The sequence below is a fragment of the Nocardia sp. NPDC006982 genome (assembly GCF_042869435.1).
In the GTDB taxonomy this organism is placed as follows: Bacteria; Actinomycetota; Actinomycetes; order Mycobacteriales; family Mycobacteriaceae; genus Nocardia.
The window spans coordinates 19,077-35,749 of the sequence record NZ_JBIAFV010000006.1; the positions used below are offsets into that span (position 1 = coordinate 19,077).

The following is a 16,673-nucleotide window of genomic DNA, read 5'->3' on the forward strand; positions in this document are numbered from 1 at the left end:
TGTCCTTTCACCACAGTTCGGTGATCGAAATCAGATAGTCCGCCAGCTCGGCCTTCGCGGATCGCCAGGCCGGGGAGTTCGCCGAACACTCGCCGACGAGATCCATGCAGTCGCCGTAGTCGCGCAGGAACAGCTGGTTGATCAGCTGGAAGCTGGGTGATTGTGCCGCGAGCACTGCGGTATCACCGGTGATTCGGTCCACGATCTGGTCCGGGGTCGAGGTAACGCTGATCGAGGAATCCGGGATGCTCTTGGACATCTTCGGATGTCCTCCGAATCCAGAGGCGAGGCGCGAGTAGATCGACCCCAATGTGAAGTCGCCGCGCAGGGTCGTATTCGAGTCGAGGCGTCGCGCGATCTCGGCAGCGAACCGGACGTACTTGTGTTCGTCGATCCCGAGCAGCACCAGTACAGCGTCGAAATCCTGACCGAGCGTAATGAAATCGGAGGCCATCAGAGCGAGAGACATCTTGCGGGGGAAAGTCATCGCGGCAGCAACGATTCCGAGGCTCACGTAGTAGGCGTGGTTGTCCTCCTCAGCGCCGTCGAAATCTGCGTCCTCTGCGAAATGACTGAGCAGGTAAAGGTTTCGCGCGGTGTGGACATCCTCGAACTGGCTACGCAGTACACCGGTCGAATCGTCGTAGCCGAGACGCCGACAGAAGGCTGCGAACCTGTCCGCCAACTCACGGGTTTCGGAAAGCGACTTGGCCTTACCGTTGTGAGCGTCGAGATCGCCGAGAACGATTTGGGTGAACTCGCCACCTCGCTGGAGCCTCGATATCCCGAGGATCTGCCCCACTGTGCCCATGTGCGGGACTCCGGACATGCCGAACCCGGTGGTCACGATGCGAGCGGGGCGAGGAGCGGCCAGGAACTCCTCAGCTCGGTGGTGGCACAACCAGCGGAGATTCAGCTCCTCGGCGCTGATGCCGGCCAGCTCGAAGCCAAAGCTGTCGAACTCGAATTCGCCGTAGCCGTACTCCCGCACGATGTTTCGGTAGTAGGTGTCCGAGAAAACCACTGGTGCTGTTCTCATTGCGCGCCCTTCGTGCCAGTCGTATTGCTGTCCAACAGGATCCGTTTGGCAGGCACGCGGAAGTAAGACCGAGCTGCACCTTCAAGGTGAAGGGACACGGTGATCTGGCCGCGAGCAGGTCATTGTTCGAGTCTGGGGTGATGACGGAATCAGACGACCGCGTAATCGGCGGTGTTGCAACCACTACTAGATCCAGGTCGCAGCTCGTTCACGCTGCGACCAAGAGGCAGGTTGTCGTATTCGACATCGACGGGACGGTGTCGGATTGCCGACGCCGACTCCACCTTCTGGAGTCGAAGCCGCCGCAGTGGGAGAGGTTCTTCGCGTCGTCAGCGGTCGACCTGCCATTGCCACGAGGACTTGAGATTGCGAATGCATTGATGTCGAGGGCCAACATTGTGTGGCTGACCGGTCGACCAGAACGGTTTCGGACCGTCACCATGTCGTGGCTGGCGCGGCAGGGCCTACCGACGGACACGGTACACATGCGCTCCCAAACCGACCGGCGGCCCGTCGCCGAGTTCAAAGTGGAGCGAATCGCAGAGATCGCGGAACACACTGACATTCGCCTGGTCGTCGACGACGACGATTCTGTTGTCGCTGCGCTCCGGCGCGGCGGATGGCCGGTCTATCACGCACAGTGGGCGACCCTATGAGCTGCACTGTCCGAGTTGTCCACTTGCCGGCCAGAACGCCCTACGTCCGCAAGATCGTGTCCGGCGACATCGAATTGCTCAACGGCAACAGAACCCAACGTGGCATCGTGCCAGCGGAAGTGGACGCGGCATGGCTTCTTAGACACCGCCCGTTGGACTGGCTCGATGTGGTTCACCTCCACCACATCGAGTTCGAGGATCTCGTGGTTCTAGAAAATCTGCTTGACGCCTGTGCGAACGAATCGGTGAAGGTTGTCTGCACCGCCCACGACTTGGTGCCGATGTTCACCGCACCCGAGGACTTCCGCGCACGCCTGGAGCTTGTCGCTCGGTCGGGAGCCAGCTGGATCGGCCTCACCGAGTCGTCGGTAGCCGAACTTCGGCAGCTCGTTCCCGCGGTGCAGCAGGTGCGGGTTATCCCGCATGGATACGTCGTTGCCCCAGACGATCTGATCAGACGTAGTCGGCAGACGAGTCCGGAACTCAGCAGCTACCTGATATATGGCGCGTTACGACCGAATCGTGATCATCTGACAGCGGTGACGAACTGGAGCATGGCCGTCGACGACCCACATGCGCGACTCAACCTCCTGTTGCGCCCGTTCAATCCCGCTGATTTCGGCAGGTACAACATCGATGCGCTGTTATCTGTGATCCGGGCAGATGATCGGATCAGGGCGACCATGGCGTCCTACCCATCCGACGCCACCATTGTTGAGGCTGTGCTCAGATCCGATGCACTGCTGCTCCCTTACTCGCACGGCAGCCATTCCGGTCAGCTGGAGTTGGCCTTCGACCTGAACATGACGGCGGTATGTGCCTCGGTCGGGCACCTACGTGAGCAAGCCCTGGTACACGGTAAGCGGGTGATCGAGCCGATCTGGTTCGACTGGGGCGACGGCCGAGACTTCCTCTACGGTGAGCGATTTGTCGCGGCCCTCGAGGCGACAGGCGGGCAGCTCGTCGCCGAACCGCGAAACGGCCCGAGCCAGGAGTTCTTGGACTACCGACGTGACGAGCACACGATCTTTCTAGCCGAGCATCGCCAGACATACCTCAACTGAATCGTGACTGAACGTTCAGCGTTTTCACCCCGAGCCGGAGAGGCAACGCGTGAATGTCAACAGTACATATGCTCTTTCGCCTACTTCAGGCTCGTTTCGGCTGGCTTGGGCAGCGGTTGCTGCGACTCCGCCCCATTGAACCGCCGAGAACTCCGCCGGATCCCTGTCATTGGAGTGCCCTCATGTCCGATTTTGTTTCTGTTGCTGCCCAAAAGTTCGCCGCCGAGGAAAGCGTGATCGCCGAGCTCGCCTGGACCAAGACCGACGCCTTGGCGACCCGATCCTGGAGCATCGCTGTAGGACCGGAAGTACTGCACGAGTTCGCCGACTATCTCGCGACAGTCACCGATCCGGCGGCCCTGCTCGACACCGTCGAGCGCGGTGCTGTCGAGTTGCCGCAGCTGGTGACCCTCGCCGAGCGGCTGCGTGAACAGATCTTCGGCCGGTTCGGGTTCGCCCACCTCACCGGCCTGGACGCCGGCCAATTCAACGAATCCGAACTGCGCCTGTTCTATGTCCTGACCTGCCTGCATCTGGGTGAGATGCTCACCCCCTACGGGCGCCTGCACGACGTCTTCGACCGCGGCTACGATTTCCGCTCCACCGACGTGTCGGTCTCCAAGACGCGGGTGCGAGCACCGTTCCACACCGACAGCACCTCAAAGCGGCTGTTCCCGAACGTTTTCGGCCTGATGTGTTTGCGCCCGGCCATGCACGGCGGCCAGAGCCTGCTGACAAGCGGATGCCAGGCCTACCGGCAGATCGCCGAGACCACTCCGCAGCACCTGCCCGCGCTGTTTCGTGATCACTACCGCAACACCGTGACCCCGGGTGACGAGGACACCAACATCTTCGACAACGCCTACCCCGTGTTCACCTGGGGCGAGTTCGCGGCGGGCCCGACGCTGCGCTACATGCGGCATTGGATCGAGACCGGCTACGCCAAGGCCGAACTGCCGATCAGCGCGGAAGACGCGGCCGCATTCGACCGGCTCGACAGCGTTCTGGAAGACCAGGACAACGTCCTGGCACTCGACATGGCCGCCAGTGAGGTCATCTTCTTCAACAACGCCACCGTCGCCCACAACCGCACCGAATTCACCGACTTCCCCGAACCCGACCGCAAACGACTTCTGGCACGAGCGTGGCTCAGCGTCCCCGAGCGGGCATCGAACAAGTCCTGAAGGCGCAAACACGTCGTAGCGAGGAAGGACAGCACCATGCGCAAAGCCATCAGACGATCCGAAACCAACGAGTCCTACTGGGACCGCCGCTGGGCCGAAGCCGGAAGCGACGAAGCATCTTTCACCGATTTGTCGATCTACCCGATCAAATACGCCGAGATGGTCATGGGAGACCAGTCAGACCGGGTATTGGAACTCGGATGCGGACTCGGCAGAGTCGTCAAGCACTACCACCACCGCGGTTGGAAGATCGCCGGCATCGAGCGCAGCAAAATCGCGGTCGATGCCATCCTCGACCAGGACCCCGGCCTGGATGTGACCGTGGGCGATGCAACCCGAATCAGTCTGCCGGACAACGCAATCGATGTCCTGCTGGCGTTCGGGCTGTATCACAATCTCGAGCACGACCTCGTGCCTGCGCTGGGCGAGTCGGCTCGGATCCTGTCTCCCAACGGCCGGTTCTGCATCACGATGCGCCCGGACAACATCGAGATGCGCCTCAACGAACGGTACTGGCAATGGCGCAACCGGCACCGCACCGGCCCTTTGCACTTCCATAAATGGCTCGTCGGTGAACAGGAATTCACCGCGGTGCTGGCCGGAGTCGGGCTGCGCACTGAGCAGGTTCACTACGCCCGCAACATGTCGATCCTCTACCGGCTGCCGTTGCTGCGCGAACGACAATTCGCCCACGCCGAGGAAAGCGCGCGCCGCGCAGGCGGCTACCGACTCAACGTCCTCGGCCGCACGATCGACGGGCTGTTGATGCGGTGGTGGCCCGCTCAGTTCTGCAACGTGATGGTGTTCATCGGCGTGAAGGAAGGCGACCGTTGATGAGCACTCCAACCACCGAATTTCCACGGGCCTTCGTCGATCTCGGCACCAAGGCGCAGACCTTGCAGAGCCTGGCTCCGCTGCTTCGGCACGCTGAGGTGCTGCCGCTGATGTATTTCACCGTCGCGGACTGGGCCGAGCGCCGCGGCGAACTGCTCGATGAACTGGCAACACTGCCGTGGGCGGATGGGCCGCTGATCGTCCGCAGCAGCACCGTGCACGAAGACAACGCCGACACCCAGGAAGCAGGCCGCTACAACTCGGAAGCCGAGGTCGTGGGCCGCGAAGCCATCACCGCAGCGATCGAGCGCGTTGTGTCCTCCTACACCGAGGGCGGACAGCGACCGATAGATCGCGCGGACCAAATCCTTGTCCAGCCGATGGCGCCGCAGGTCACCCGAAGCGGGGTGGTTTTCACCGGCGACCCGAACACCGGCGCTGCCTACATCGTCGTGAACTACAACGACGGCCCCGACACCACCGCCGTGACCGGCGGCCGCGGCACAAACTTGCGAACCTTCTACTGCTGGAAGCCCGCTCAGGATTCGCCCGGCGATGACCGCATGGCCAGATTGCTGGCCCTTACGCGTGAACTCGAGGTGCTCACCGGCGAGGATCTGCTCGACGTGGAATTCGCGTTCGGGGAGCGCGACCACCTCTATCTGCTTCAGGTGCGCCGTCTGCTCGCCGTCGCGGCGGATCCGATCCGGACCCAGGCCCACCACGCCGCTTTGCACGCTGCCGCCTCCAAGCTGGCTGGAGACGGCAAACATCCCACCCTGCTCGGTCGCCGGACGCTGTTGGGTGTCATGCCGGACTGGAACCCTGCCGAGATCATCGGCATCCGGCCCCGACCGCTCGCCTTGAGCTTGTATCGGCACCTGATCACCAACCAGATCTGGGCCGAACAGCGACATCGCTACGGCTACCGCGATGTCCGTGGCTGCCCACTGATGATCGACCTGGCCGGCCTTCCCTACATCGACGTACGAGCCAGCTTCAACTCCCTGCTCCCGGCCGACCTCGACGACGCCATCGCGGCACGGGTCGTCGACCTCCAGCTCGACAGGCTCGCCGCCGAACCCGCCCTGCATGACAAAGTCGAGTTCGAAATTGTCCAGTCCTGCTTCACTTTTGACACCCGCGAGCAATCAAGAGCACGGTTCGGCACCGCCTTGACCGACGACGAGCACCAGGCTCTGGCTGAGAGCCTCTTGCGGCTGACCAACCGACTCCTCGATCCAGCTCACCCTGCCCGCGTCGAGGATGACGCGAACCTGCGGAGCCTGCAACAGCGATGGACACTCGTCACAGGCCTCGACCTCGACCCGGTCGCCGAGGCTCGCTGGCTACTGCACGACTGCGCCCGCTACGGCACTCCAGCCTTTTCCGGATATGCGCGCCTCGGGTTCATCGCCGTCGAACTGCTGCGCTCGATCGTGCGCGCCGGCGTTCTGTCACCGCGCGATGCCGACCAGTTCATGTCGGGCCTGCACACCGTCACCAACCAGATGACCGTCGACCAGGCGACCCTCTCGACCGAGGAATTCCTGCGCATCTATGGGCATCTGCGCCCTGGCACCTACAACATCTGCTCCCCGCGCTATGACCACGCCCCGCACCTGTACTTCACCAGCAACGCCCAACCACACAACTGCCCACCGGCAAAACCCTTCGAGCCCAACACATCCCAACTGCACGCCCTCGACGACCTCGCCTTCAGCGCGGGACTGGCACACGGTGGCGCCGAGCTTTTGACATTCATCGGTGACGGGATCATCGGGCGCGAGAACTCCAAGTTCGCCTTCACCCGCCACCTGTCGGAGGCGCTGTCGGCCATCAGCCGCCTCGGCGCCGAGCGTGGGCTCTCACCAGAGGAGTGCTCCTATCTGGACGTCCGCGTCGTCGAGGAGCTCTACCAAGGCACCGGGTGGACGCCCGAGCAGCTGCGCCGCGCCGTCGAGCAGGGCCGCGAAACCTATGCCCTGACACGGCAAATCGTGCTCCCCCCACTGCTGACCCGGCCGCAGGATGTATTCGCGTTCCACCAGCCCCACGCAGAACCCAGCTTCATCACCCAAGCCTCGGTAACCGCGCCACTCATCCCCCTCGATACCGGTGGGCCCATCGACGGCAAGATCCTGCTGCTGCCCAGCGGCGACCCTGGCTACGACTGGATCTACTCACACCGGATCGCCGGAGTCATCACCGCCTACGGCGGCGTCAACTCCCACATGGCCATCCGCGCCCACCAATTCGGTATTCCCGCAGTACTCGGCGTCGGTGAAACCACCTACCAAGCACTACGCGAAGCCCGCGTCGTCGCCATCGACTGCACCAACCGGCGAATCGAGATCCTGCGATGATCCCAGTCCTGACAACCCAAATGGTCACCGTCGACGAGCGCCGCGGCGAACGCCGCGACACCCTGGACCACCGATGGGCCGAGTTCCTCATCGCCTGCGGGCTGGTGCCGATCGCGGTGCCCAACAATCCGACTGCCGCCGGCCACCTACTCATCACCGTCCCCACCGCGGGAGTGCTGCTCACCGGCGGCAACGATCTCACCGCCTACGGCGGGACCGCACCCGAACGCGACGCCACCGAACGACTACTGCTCACCTCGGCGCTGCGGCAGCACCGCAGTGTTCTCGGCGTATGCCGGGGAATGCAGATGCTTCAACACCACTTCGGTGTGAGCCTGGCCCGCGTATCCCAACATGCTGGCGTCGACCACGACATCGACGTCCAAGGGACACCCCGGAGGGTCAACAGCTACCACCACTGGGCCGCCTGCGACAGCGCCGAACCACTGGATGTGTGGGCCCGCGCCGCCGACGGTGTCGTGGAGTCGGTCGGATCGCACGAGCTGCGGGTAGCCGGGATCATGTGGCATCCCGAACGTGTCACCGTGCCCGACCCGCACGATATCGCCCTGTTCTGTGACCTTTTCGCGAGCGCGCCATGCGCGCGGTGATCCTCGCTGCCGGTCGGGGCAGCCGCATGGGCGCACACACCGACGAGCACCCCAAATGCCTAGTAAACGTCGGCGGCCGAACCCTGCTCGACCGCCACCGCGATGCTCTAGACGCGGCCGGTGTCGAGGAGGTCGGCATCGTGACCGGTTACTGCGCCGAGACACTCACCGGGCGACTGTCACGGGACTTCCACGCCCCGCGCTGGCAGGAAACCAATATGGTCGTCTCGCTTACCGCCGCCGACGACTGGCTCAGCACGGCCCCTTGCCTGGTCGCCTATGGCGATATCTTCTACACCGCCGACACCGTCCGGTCCCTCGTCCAGGCGTCCGCCGAGCTGGCCATCGCTTACGACCCGCATTGGCTCGAGCTGTGGGCGAAGCGGTTCGCCGACCCCCTCGATGATGCCGAAACCTTTCGGCTGCGCAGTGACTCGACGGTCGCCGAAATCGGCCGAAGGGCAGCGTCCACCGAAGAAATCCAAGGCCAATACATGGGGCTGCTGCGTTTCACCCCACCCGCCTGGACACGGGCACGCGATCACCTCGCCGCCCTGACCCCGGCAACCCGCGACGCCCTGGACATGACCTCACTGTTGCAGAACCTGATCACCACCGGCGAACAGATCCTCGCCATCCCCCGCCACGGTCCATGGGGTGAAGTCGATCATCCCGCCGACATTTCCCTCTACACCTCGATACTCGAGCACCCATCAACCTCCGAGTCGAAAGCCGGAATCGCATGATCACCTGGTTGATAGGGATGTCCGGAGCAGGAAAGACAACCATCGGACGTCTCGTGGAGGCCGAACTCCGCACCACCCACCCCGGCACGGTCTACCTCGACGGCGACATGCTGCGCGAGGTGTGGGGTGAGCAGACCGGGCATGACATCGCTGGCCGGGAGGTCAACGCGGGCCGGATCTCGAGGTTGTGCGCCATGCTCGATCAACAGAGCTTGGACGTCGTCGCGGCTGTGCTGTCGATCTTCCCCGACTGGCAAGCATGGAATCGGGCCACCTTCTCGTCGTATTTCGAGGTCTTCCTCGACGCGCCGATGGATGTGTTGCGCGCGCGTGACACCAAGGGCCTCTATGCCGCGGCCGCCGCCGGAAATGAAAGCAACGTTGTAGGGGTCGACATCCCCTTCCCCCGCCCGGCCGCCCCTGACCTTGTGCTCGACACTTCCGGTGCCGCCGGTAGCCCAGCCGTGCTGGCCGCGGCAATTCTGGACCGCATACGGGAGCTGCGATGATGCGGCGGGCAATCCTCGCTGCCCTCGTCGCCGAACTCGCAGCATGGGCGTTGATCGGTTGGCATCGCCGGTCCTTCCCATGGCTGATCACCCGCGCAGACCTTGCACCAGCGCTCAGCCCCGCCACCGTGAATGCCCACGCCCACCGTTCTTTCGACCCCGAACTCGGCTGGTGTCGACGGCCCGGCGAGACAGCGAACGAGATCACCGATGACGGTGTCACCAGCTACAGCGTCGACGGCGCCGGGCGGCGCATCAATCCTGGCTACGGTGACGAGCCCTCAGCTCCGATCGCGTGTTTCGGTGACTCGTTCACCTTCTGCCGACTGGTCAATGACGATCAGACCTGGCCGCACCACCTTTCTCGCCCGACCGGTGCCAACGTCGCCAACTACGGCGTCGGCAACTACGGCCTGGACCAGGCGCTGCTTCGGCTCGAGCGGGAGCTGCCCTACCTCGACGCCGGCCTCGTCGTCATGGGCGTCGTACCCGAAACCATCGCCCGCATCCAGTCCGCATGGAAGCACTACTTCGAATACGGCAACACCTTGGCGTTCAAGCCCCGTTTCCAGCTGCTCGACGGGCGACTTGTCCTGCACCCCAGCGTGATCGAGCGACCCGAGGACTACCTCGACTACCGCCCGCACCTACCACGCATCCAGGTGATCGACCCGTTCTACCGCCGCAAGTTCCAACGAGACCTGCTCGCCTTCCCCCACGTCGTGCACCTGCTCACCCGAGCGCGACGCCACCTTCCGATCCTGTTCCACCTCACCGTCGGCCGCCTCCGTCGACAGCCCGACCGCGGATTCCGGCGAGCGTTCGCGGTCGTGGTGCGCGAGAACCACACCCTCACCTCCCGCCTCTACAGCGAAGAGGCATCGACTGCGCTGCTCGAAGCGCTGATCCGCAGGTTCGCCCAGACGTGCGCTGCCGCTGGTAAGCAGGCCGCGCTGGTCATCGTTCCCCAACCCGCCGACCTGGACCGCGTGCCCGCCGCCCACGAGGCGTTCTTTACCGCGATGGGCGCGGTGCTGCCGGTCATCGACCTTACCCCCACGTTCCGGGCCGAACCCGCCCCGGCGGGCCTCTACGCCTACGGCAAACTCGGCCCGCACCCCAGCGACCGAGCCAACCAGCTCATCGCACGCATCATCGCCGAGCGACTCTCGATCCTCGGCCCACCACCGGAGTTCCCATGAGCCACAACGACACCGACGCCACCAGCAACGCCGTCGCCGACCCCACGACAGGAATCGGCCACCCCAACGAACAGACCACGCGACTCCTGGCGGCGGCGCAACGCACAACCTTCCCTGCCCGCAAGCCCGCCTCGCTGGTCATCGAGTACGGCCGCGGCCGCCACGTCATGACCGTCGACGGCCACCGCTATCTGGACTTCACCGCAGGCAACGCCGTCAGCTGCCTCGGCTACGCCCACCCGGCCATCACCGCCGCGATCGCCGAGCAAGCCGCGCGAATTGTCCACACCTCCAACCTCGTTCACAACCGCCAAGCAATACTGCTCGCCGAACAGCTGTGCCAGCGAACCCCCTTCGATCGCGTGTTCTTCTGCAACAGCGGCTCAGAGGCCAACGAATGCCTTCTCAAACTGGCGCGGCGCCACTTCCACGAACAAGGCCAAGACCGAACCCAGATCATCTCCACGAACACCGGATTTCACGGGCGCACCTACGGCGCACTGACCCTGACCGGCCGCACCAAGCACAAGATCGGGACCGGCCCGCTCCTCGCTGGCGTCACGCACGTCCGTTTCAACAGCCTCGATGCTGCCGCCGCGACGATCTCCGCCGACACCGCCGCCGTGATCGTGGAAACGATCCAAGCCGAAGCAGGCGTCATCCCCGCTGACGATCACTACCTACAGGGGCTGCGTGAACTCTGCGACCACCACGGTGCGCTGCTGATGTTCGACGAGGTACAAACCGGCATCTGCCGCACAGGCCCCTTCTTATCCTGCGAGCACAGCTCCGTGATCCCCGACGCCTGCTCACTCGCGAAGGGAATCGCCTCCGGCCTTCCGATGGGAGCGGTGCTGGCACGAGAAACCCTCGCCGGTGCACTACCCCCAGGCAGCCACGCCAGCACCTTCGGCGGCAACCCAGTCGCCGCCGCTGCCGCGCGAGCAACCCTGGAAGTCATTGACACCGAAGACATCCCAGGAAACGTCGAACGCAGCGGGCGCACCTTGGCCAGCAGATTGCGCGAACTCGCCGCCGACGACACCCTGCCCGTCACCGCAGCCCGCGGCACAGGCCTACTCCAAGGCCTGGAACTCTCCGCCACTGTCGACCCCCAACACCTGCTCGGCCAGCTGCGTGAGCAAGGCTTACTGCTGACGGTCGTGGCCGAGCGCGTGCTGCGGTTTACCCCACCACTCAATCTGACCGCTGACGAGCTCGAGTGGGGCCTCGATACGCTGCACTCAGTTCTGCGCCGACACCGATAAACCACCACCCGAGTGCCCAACACCTGAGAAAAGGATGAATACCTGTGAAGATCCTCGTCGTTGGTCCCGGAGGCCGTGAGCACGCCATCGCCAAGGCGCTCTCGCGCGACCCCGAGGTCACCGAACTGCTTGCCGCGCCGGGCAACCCCGGCATCGCGGCGATCGCACAGTGTCATCCGGTCGATGCCTGCGACGGCGCCGCCGTCGCTACCTTGGCCGTCGACCTCGACGTCGATCTCGTGGTGGTCGGCCCCGAGGCGCCACTGATCGCCGGGGTCGCCGACGCGGTGCGCGCGGCGGGAATCGCGTGCTTCGGCCCGACCCAGGAGGCAGCGCGCATCGAGGGCTCCAAGGCCTTCGCCAAGGATGTGATGGCGGCGGCGGGGATCCCCACCGCCAAATCACGCACCTGCACCTCCGCCGCCGAAGTAGACGCCGCGCTCACCGAATTCGGTGCACCGTATGTCGTCAAGGATGACGGGCTGGCCGCGGGCAAGGGCGTCATCGTCACCGACGACATCGACGCCGCACGCGCTCACGCCGCCGAATGCGAGCGGGTCGTGATCGAGGAATACCTCGCCGGGCCGGAGTTCTCGGCGTTCGCCCTCTGCGACGGCAGCCGATCGGTCTTGCTGGCGCTGGCCCGCGACTACAAACGCGTCGCCGACGGAGACTGCGGACCGAACACCGGCGGAATGGGTGCCTACTCCCCCGTCAGCTGGCTCCCCGCCGGAGTAGAAGACGCACTGTCCGCGACAGTCGTCGATCCCTTGCTGGCAGAACTGGATAAGCGCGGCACACCGTTCTCCGGTGTCCTGTTCCCAGGGCTGATCCTCACCGATGACGGCGTCAAAGTCATCGAATACAACGCCCGCTTCGGCGACCCGGAGACCCAAGTGGTCCTCGAACGCCTCGACACCCCACTGGCAGGGCTTCTGATGGCTTGCGCCACAGCCACTCTCAAACCTGACACACAGTTGGACTGGAGCCCCGACACCGCCGTCAACATCGTCATCGCCAGCGACGGATACCCCTCGCACCCTGTCGCTGGCGACACCATCACCGGTCTCGAAACCGCCGCCGCGGTCGACGGCGCGCACATCCTGCACGCCGGGACAGCCCTCAACGACGACGGCGAATTGATCGCTGCGGGCGGACGTCTGATCAACGTGGTGGCCCGCGCCGCCGACCCGAACCAAGCCCGCTCCACCGCCTACGAAGCGCTCAACCACATCCAGCTGCGGGGGCGGGTCGTACGCACCGATATCGCACTGGACATCACATGAGTGTTGGTTGGCCGCTGATCGACAGCGACTACCCGTTCACCTACAAACTCGGCAGAATCCGTCGCGACCGGATCCTCGGTCGCGACGGCGCCGAGCATACCCAGACCACCCTGGAGAACGCAGGTGCCGTCTATGTGGTCCCCCTCACCTGCGACGGCAGGATCTTGCTGCTTCGCCAATACCGCCAAACCGTGAGCGCATGGGGCTGGGAGCTGCCAGCAGGAGCCCTGTTCGATCACGATGGTGACCCGAAGGATCTCGCGGCGAAGGAGCTTCGCGACGAGGCGGGCGCAACGGCCTCCCGTATCGAACATTTCGGCTTCTTCTACGACAGCCTGCCTATCTCCAACTCGCGCTGCGATATCTACCTGGCCTACGACACCGTCCTCGATCACACTCCGTCTTTAGGCCAGACCGAACTCATTACGCCTCATCTGTTGCCCGTTGATCGCGTCCTCCATATGGCCCGCACCGGCATCATCACAGACGGTCGCTCAGCGTTGTCTCTCCTGCGCTGCGAAGCTCTCCTCAACACCTGCTGAGCGCCTCTTCCAGGGGGCCTACCCGCAGCTGAGCCAATGTCATCCACCGCGTCAGCGTGTGGCGCAGATCGGCTATGCAGCCGCGGTTGGCGTCCCATCGTATGTGCCGCCGCTGAGGTCGATGGCGTCACAGTTGCTGGTCTTGTCATCGATGAGCGTGGCGTCGGCGATCGACCGGACGGGGCAATCCGCCGGTGGTCGTCACCGCCAGAGGTAGGCAGTTACAGTCGGGGCGGTGGCGGTGCCAGAAGGTACTCACAAACCTTATACACCGCGCCGTCATCGGTGACTCGTTCCTGCCATGGTCCCATCACTCGCAGGTTCGGCAGGAACCAGCAGTGTTGTTCCTGCCGCAACGGCACTGCACCGGTAAGGCATTCGGCGATGGTGCCGCCGTCGTCGTGTTCGTGGCCGGTCATCAACCGCTCCGCGAACGCCGCCAGCTCCCATGCCGTGCGGATCGGTCCCACTACGACTCCGGGGCTATCACCGAAGCAGTATTCGGGAAATTCCAGCGGTCCGGCGATACGCCATCGGATCGGTGGCGGCGGATCACTTTTCAATCTGTCGAAACCCACGAACCATGCCGCATCGTCGAGTTCGCGCGCCTCGACAGCGGCCGATTTGGCGTCCTCGAGATGATCGGACATCGTCGGCGCGTCGCATTCGCCCTCATCCCAGGTCCCGAGAATTCTCGACTCTTTCGGACGTGGTGTCGCATAGAAACGTGTCAGGCAGTGCTCGTCATCACACAATGTGCACATCGATGCTCACCCCTGCTCTGACCGGTCGCCGTAGCTCCGTGGCGCAGCGGCAAGTGCGGTTGCTGCCAGCTCATCAGCAGCCTGCATCAGTGCTGAGACTGCCGGATGCCCTGGATCCACCAGTGTCGCAACTTCTTCGGTGAGCGCTGCGATGTCATCGCGTATCCGCCGCGACTGCGCCGTGTGGGAACTCATCCGTTCTACTCCTGACTTCGGTTCTGGTACTCATCCACGTAGTTCGATGCCGCGTTCGCGCCCTCGTTCCTCCCGCCCGCCTCGCGCGGACCCCGCCGCGGCGGTTTCCGACCCCGAGACCATCAGGCGCGTTCGTTCGCACCGGCCGTGCCAGAACCCCGGTGCGCGCATCCACGGTCGGTTGCCGCCGCGCCACCGGGGAGGTGCCTTTCGCCCGATCTTGCGGTCATTTGAGCGAATGTGCCGTCCACTGCTCCAGCGTGTGGCGCAACTCGGCGATGCTGTCGCGGTTAGCATCCCATCGCACGGCGGTGCCGCCGTGGAGGTCGAAGGCGTCGCAGTTGGTGGTCTTGTCATCGATGAGCGTGGCCTCAGCGATCGTCAGGCCGTGAGCGTCGAGCCACCCGCCGAAGAACCGGTTCGGGTCGTCCTTTTTGCAGACGCCGACGTCACTGGAGCAAATGAGGTCGTCGAACAGGCCGACGGCGTCGGTCAGCGTCGCCGCTGCACCGAACCACGGTGCGGCGGCGCGTTGCGCGCGGCGGAAGGTGTCGGCGAAGCAGTCGATGTTGTCGGTGGCGACCACGATGAACGCTTGTTCCCGTATCTCGGCGAGCAGCGCCGCGAGTTCGGTGTTGACCGACATGGCGGCGCAGTCCCGGATCAGCGTGTCGAGCAGGAACCCTTCATCGAGTCCGGCGGTGGGCGTGAGGTTCATCGCGGCGATGACCTGCTGGCTCGACCGGAGGCCTCGCATCCATTCGTCCCCTCGGATGCTGTTGTCGGTCAGTATTTCACCGATGTACTGCATCAGCTGCTCGCGGATCGGATGGTGCGGGTCGGCGCAAATGGACTGCCAATAGAAGTCGTGGGAAAGCACACCCCACCAGTCGACGAAGACCACACGCCGTCGCCGCGGCATCCGACCCGCCGTGCTCATTTCTCGAACCCCATGTAGATGTCCTTGCCGGTACGCCACTGGCCCTTCTTCAGGAATTGCGGGTAGATGTGTTCTTCGGCCTGCACTTCGGCCGGGGTGAAGAACCGCATGTGTTCGACCGGGCCGTCGAGGTCGGCCCAATTCCGGTCGAGTGCACCGGATTCCAGGCGAGCAAGGAAAAAACACTCCACTTTGTGGCGGTGGTGTTTGGCCTCCCAGTATTCGAAGACGTGCACCAATTCGCCTGCGGCGACATCGAGTCCGGTTTCTTCGTGGACTTCGCGGCGGATGCAGTCGTGCAGCGATTCGCCGGGTTGCAGGCGACCGCCGGGTGTGTACCAGATCCGGCCGTCGTTGGAGACCAGCAGCAGATCCTCGCCCCTGGTGACCAGGGCGCGTGCGGTGACCTGGATCTGGAACTGGTTGGTGGCGTCGCTATCCACGGTGTCCTTCCTTGGCGGGTTGATCGTCGGCGAGCCATCGCCGGATACTCGACAGCAGTGCCGTGCGTGTGGCCTCGGTCATACCAGCCGTGGACGCTGCCTCGGCGGCGAGGTCGGCCAGCTGATGATCGGTGAATCCCAAGGCATTACCGACGTGCTGGTACTCGCTGGTGAGGGTGGTGTCCAGCAGCGTGGGGTCATCGGCGTTGAGCGTGACGGCGACGCCGTGTCGCAGCATCCTCGGCAGTGGGTGGCTGGCGAGGTCGCTGGTGACGGCGAGGCGCACGTTGGATGTCGGGCATACGTCACAGACGATGCGGTGCTCGGCGAGTTCGTCGAGCAGGCGCGGATCGGCGGCTGCGCGCACGCCGTGCGCGATCCGATGCGGTCGCAGGGCGGTGATGGCGGCGCGGATCGACTGTGGTCCTTGGGTTTCCCCGAGGTGTGGCACGACGAGCAGGCCGTGTGCGCGGATGATCGCTGCGGCCCGGGAGTAGCGCTCGAATCCGTCGGCGGGCTCCACACCTGCCAGGCCGAGCCCGGCCACATTGCGGGCGTGCTTCACGGCGAAGCGGGCGGCTTGCTCGATCCAGTCCGGTGGGCGTGCCCAGTTCACCCCGAGCAGGTAGCGCACTTCGATGTCGTGGCGTCGCGCCGCCTGCTGGAAGGTGCCGTCGATGAACGCGAGGGTGTCGGGCACCGACCAGCCGAATCGGTCGGCGTAGAGCCACGGCCCGACCATGGGTTCGCTGTATCGCACGCCTTCGGCCGCTTCGTCGGCGACGAACTCGCAGATGACCCGCTGCAGGTCCTCGGGTGTGGCGATGACGTCGGTGACTTGCCGGAAGCAGTCGAGGAACTCCGGAAGGTCGTTGAAATCCGCGACGCCAGGCGTCGGCAGGCGGTGCCGATTCGCGAACTCGGCGATGGTGGTGGCGCGGGCGGCACCTTCCAGGTGCACGTGCAGGTGCGCCTTCGGCAGCGTCGCCAGCCGCGTCGAGCGCTCCACAGTGACGGTCATCGC

The 16,673-nt window shown here is 64.5% G+C and carries 18 protein-coding genes; 12 read left to right on the forward strand and 6 right to left on the reverse strand.

The annotated features are described in order from the left end of the window. Positions 1-7: 7 nt before the first annotated feature. The gene (locus ACFYOW_RS24295) at positions 8-1,039 is read right to left on the reverse strand and encodes a hypothetical protein (protein WP_387291478.1); all 1,032 of its coding nucleotides are present in this window, start codon (positions 1,037-1,039) and stop codon (positions 8-10) included. 140 nt (positions 1,040-1,179) lie between these two features. Between ACFYOW_RS24295 and ACFYOW_RS24300 the strand changes: the two genes are divergently transcribed. The 12 genes from ACFYOW_RS24300 (at position 1,180) to ACFYOW_RS24355 (ending at position 13,307) form a co-directional block, all read left to right on the forward strand. After that, positions 1,180-1,695: an HAD family acid phosphatase gene (locus ACFYOW_RS24300; protein ID WP_387292393.1), complete on the forward strand. Its 516-nt coding sequence runs from the start codon at positions 1,180-1,182 to the stop codon at positions 1,693-1,695. A gap of 23 nt (positions 1,696-1,718) precedes the next feature. Further along, positions 1,719-2,759, forward strand: coding sequence for a hypothetical protein (locus ACFYOW_RS24305; protein ID WP_387291480.1), 1,041 nt, complete (start codon positions 1,719-1,721; stop codon positions 2,757-2,759). Positions 2,760-2,941: 182 nt separating this feature from the next. Beyond that, the gene (locus ACFYOW_RS24310; RefSeq protein ID WP_364346886.1) at positions 2,942-3,943 is read left to right on the forward strand and encodes a TauD/TfdA family dioxygenase; all 1,002 of its coding nucleotides are present in this window, start codon (positions 2,942-2,944) and stop codon (positions 3,941-3,943) included. Between the two features lie 36 nt (positions 3,944-3,979). Beyond that, the gene (locus ACFYOW_RS24315) at positions 3,980-4,777 is read left to right on the forward strand and encodes a class I SAM-dependent methyltransferase (protein WP_364346884.1); all 798 of its coding nucleotides are present in this window, start codon (positions 3,980-3,982) and stop codon (positions 4,775-4,777) included. Next, complete coding sequence (locus ACFYOW_RS24320; RefSeq protein ID WP_387291482.1) at positions 4,777-7,143, forward strand: PEP-utilizing enzyme; 2,367 nt, start codon at positions 4,777-4,779, stop codon at positions 7,141-7,143. Before ACFYOW_RS24315 ends, ACFYOW_RS24320 begins: the two co-directional genes overlap by 1 nt. Then, entirely contained in the window at positions 7,140-7,754 is a 615-nt protein-coding gene (locus ACFYOW_RS24325) for a gamma-glutamyl-gamma-aminobutyrate hydrolase family protein (RefSeq protein ID WP_387291484.1), read from the forward strand. Before ACFYOW_RS24320 ends, ACFYOW_RS24325 begins: the two co-directional genes overlap by 4 nt. Beyond that, positions 7,742-8,500 (forward strand): phosphocholine cytidylyltransferase family protein, encoded by a 759-nt coding sequence (locus ACFYOW_RS24330; RefSeq protein ID WP_387291486.1) that lies wholly within the window; start codon positions 7,742-7,744, stop codon positions 8,498-8,500. Before ACFYOW_RS24325 ends, ACFYOW_RS24330 begins: the two co-directional genes overlap by 13 nt. 17 nt (positions 8,501-8,517) lie before the next feature. After that, positions 8,518-9,009: an adenylyl-sulfate kinase gene (locus ACFYOW_RS24335; RefSeq protein ID WP_387291488.1), complete on the forward strand. Its 492-nt coding sequence runs from the start codon at positions 8,518-8,520 to the stop codon at positions 9,007-9,009. Further along, positions 9,006-10,211 (forward strand): hypothetical protein, encoded by a 1,206-nt coding sequence (locus tag ACFYOW_RS24340; RefSeq protein ID WP_387291490.1) that lies wholly within the window; start codon positions 9,006-9,008, stop codon positions 10,209-10,211. Before ACFYOW_RS24335 ends, ACFYOW_RS24340 begins: the two co-directional genes overlap by 4 nt. Further along, positions 10,208-11,479: an aspartate aminotransferase family protein gene (locus ACFYOW_RS24345; RefSeq protein ID WP_387291492.1), complete on the forward strand. Its 1,272-nt coding sequence runs from the start codon at positions 10,208-10,210 to the stop codon at positions 11,477-11,479. Before ACFYOW_RS24340 ends, ACFYOW_RS24345 begins: the two co-directional genes overlap by 4 nt. A 44-nt stretch (positions 11,480-11,523) precedes the next feature. Continuing rightward, entirely contained in the window at positions 11,524-12,765 is a 1,242-nt protein-coding gene (purD, locus tag ACFYOW_RS24350) for a phosphoribosylamine--glycine ligase (RefSeq protein WP_387291494.1), read from the forward strand. Then, positions 12,762-13,307 carry an NUDIX hydrolase gene (locus ACFYOW_RS24355; protein WP_364346868.1) on the forward strand — a complete coding sequence of 182 codons (546 nt, stop codon included), beginning with the start codon at positions 12,762-12,764 and terminating at the stop codon, positions 13,305-13,307. The genes purD and ACFYOW_RS24355 overlap by 4 nt, the downstream gene beginning before the upstream one ends. Positions 13,308-13,528: 221 nt before the next feature. Here the strand turns inward: ACFYOW_RS24355 and ACFYOW_RS24360 are convergent, their stop codons facing one another. The 5 genes from ACFYOW_RS24360 to add form a co-directional block, all read right to left on the reverse strand. Continuing rightward, a complete protein-coding gene (locus ACFYOW_RS24360) occupies positions 13,529-13,957 on the reverse strand; it encodes a hypothetical protein (protein WP_387291496.1) in 429 nt (142 codons plus the stop codon). 120 nt (positions 13,958-14,077) lie between these two features. Next, positions 14,078-14,266: a hypothetical protein gene (locus tag ACFYOW_RS24365; RefSeq protein ID WP_387291498.1), complete on the reverse strand. Its 189-nt coding sequence runs from the start codon at positions 14,264-14,266 to the stop codon at positions 14,078-14,080. Positions 14,267-14,492: 226 nt separating this feature from the next. Beyond that, positions 14,493-15,206: a hypothetical protein gene (locus tag ACFYOW_RS24370; protein ID WP_387291500.1), complete on the reverse strand. Its 714-nt coding sequence runs from the start codon at positions 15,204-15,206 to the stop codon at positions 14,493-14,495. Further along, complete coding sequence (locus tag ACFYOW_RS24375; RefSeq protein WP_364346862.1) at positions 15,203-15,649, reverse strand: NUDIX hydrolase; 447 nt, start codon at positions 15,647-15,649, stop codon at positions 15,203-15,205. The genes ACFYOW_RS24370 and ACFYOW_RS24375 overlap by 4 nt, the downstream gene beginning before the upstream one ends. Next, complete coding sequence (gene add, locus ACFYOW_RS24380; protein WP_387291502.1) at positions 15,642-16,670, reverse strand: adenosine deaminase; 1,029 nt, start codon at positions 16,668-16,670, stop codon at positions 15,642-15,644. Before add ends, ACFYOW_RS24375 begins: the two co-directional genes overlap by 8 nt. Positions 16,671-16,673 lie beyond the last annotated feature (3 nt).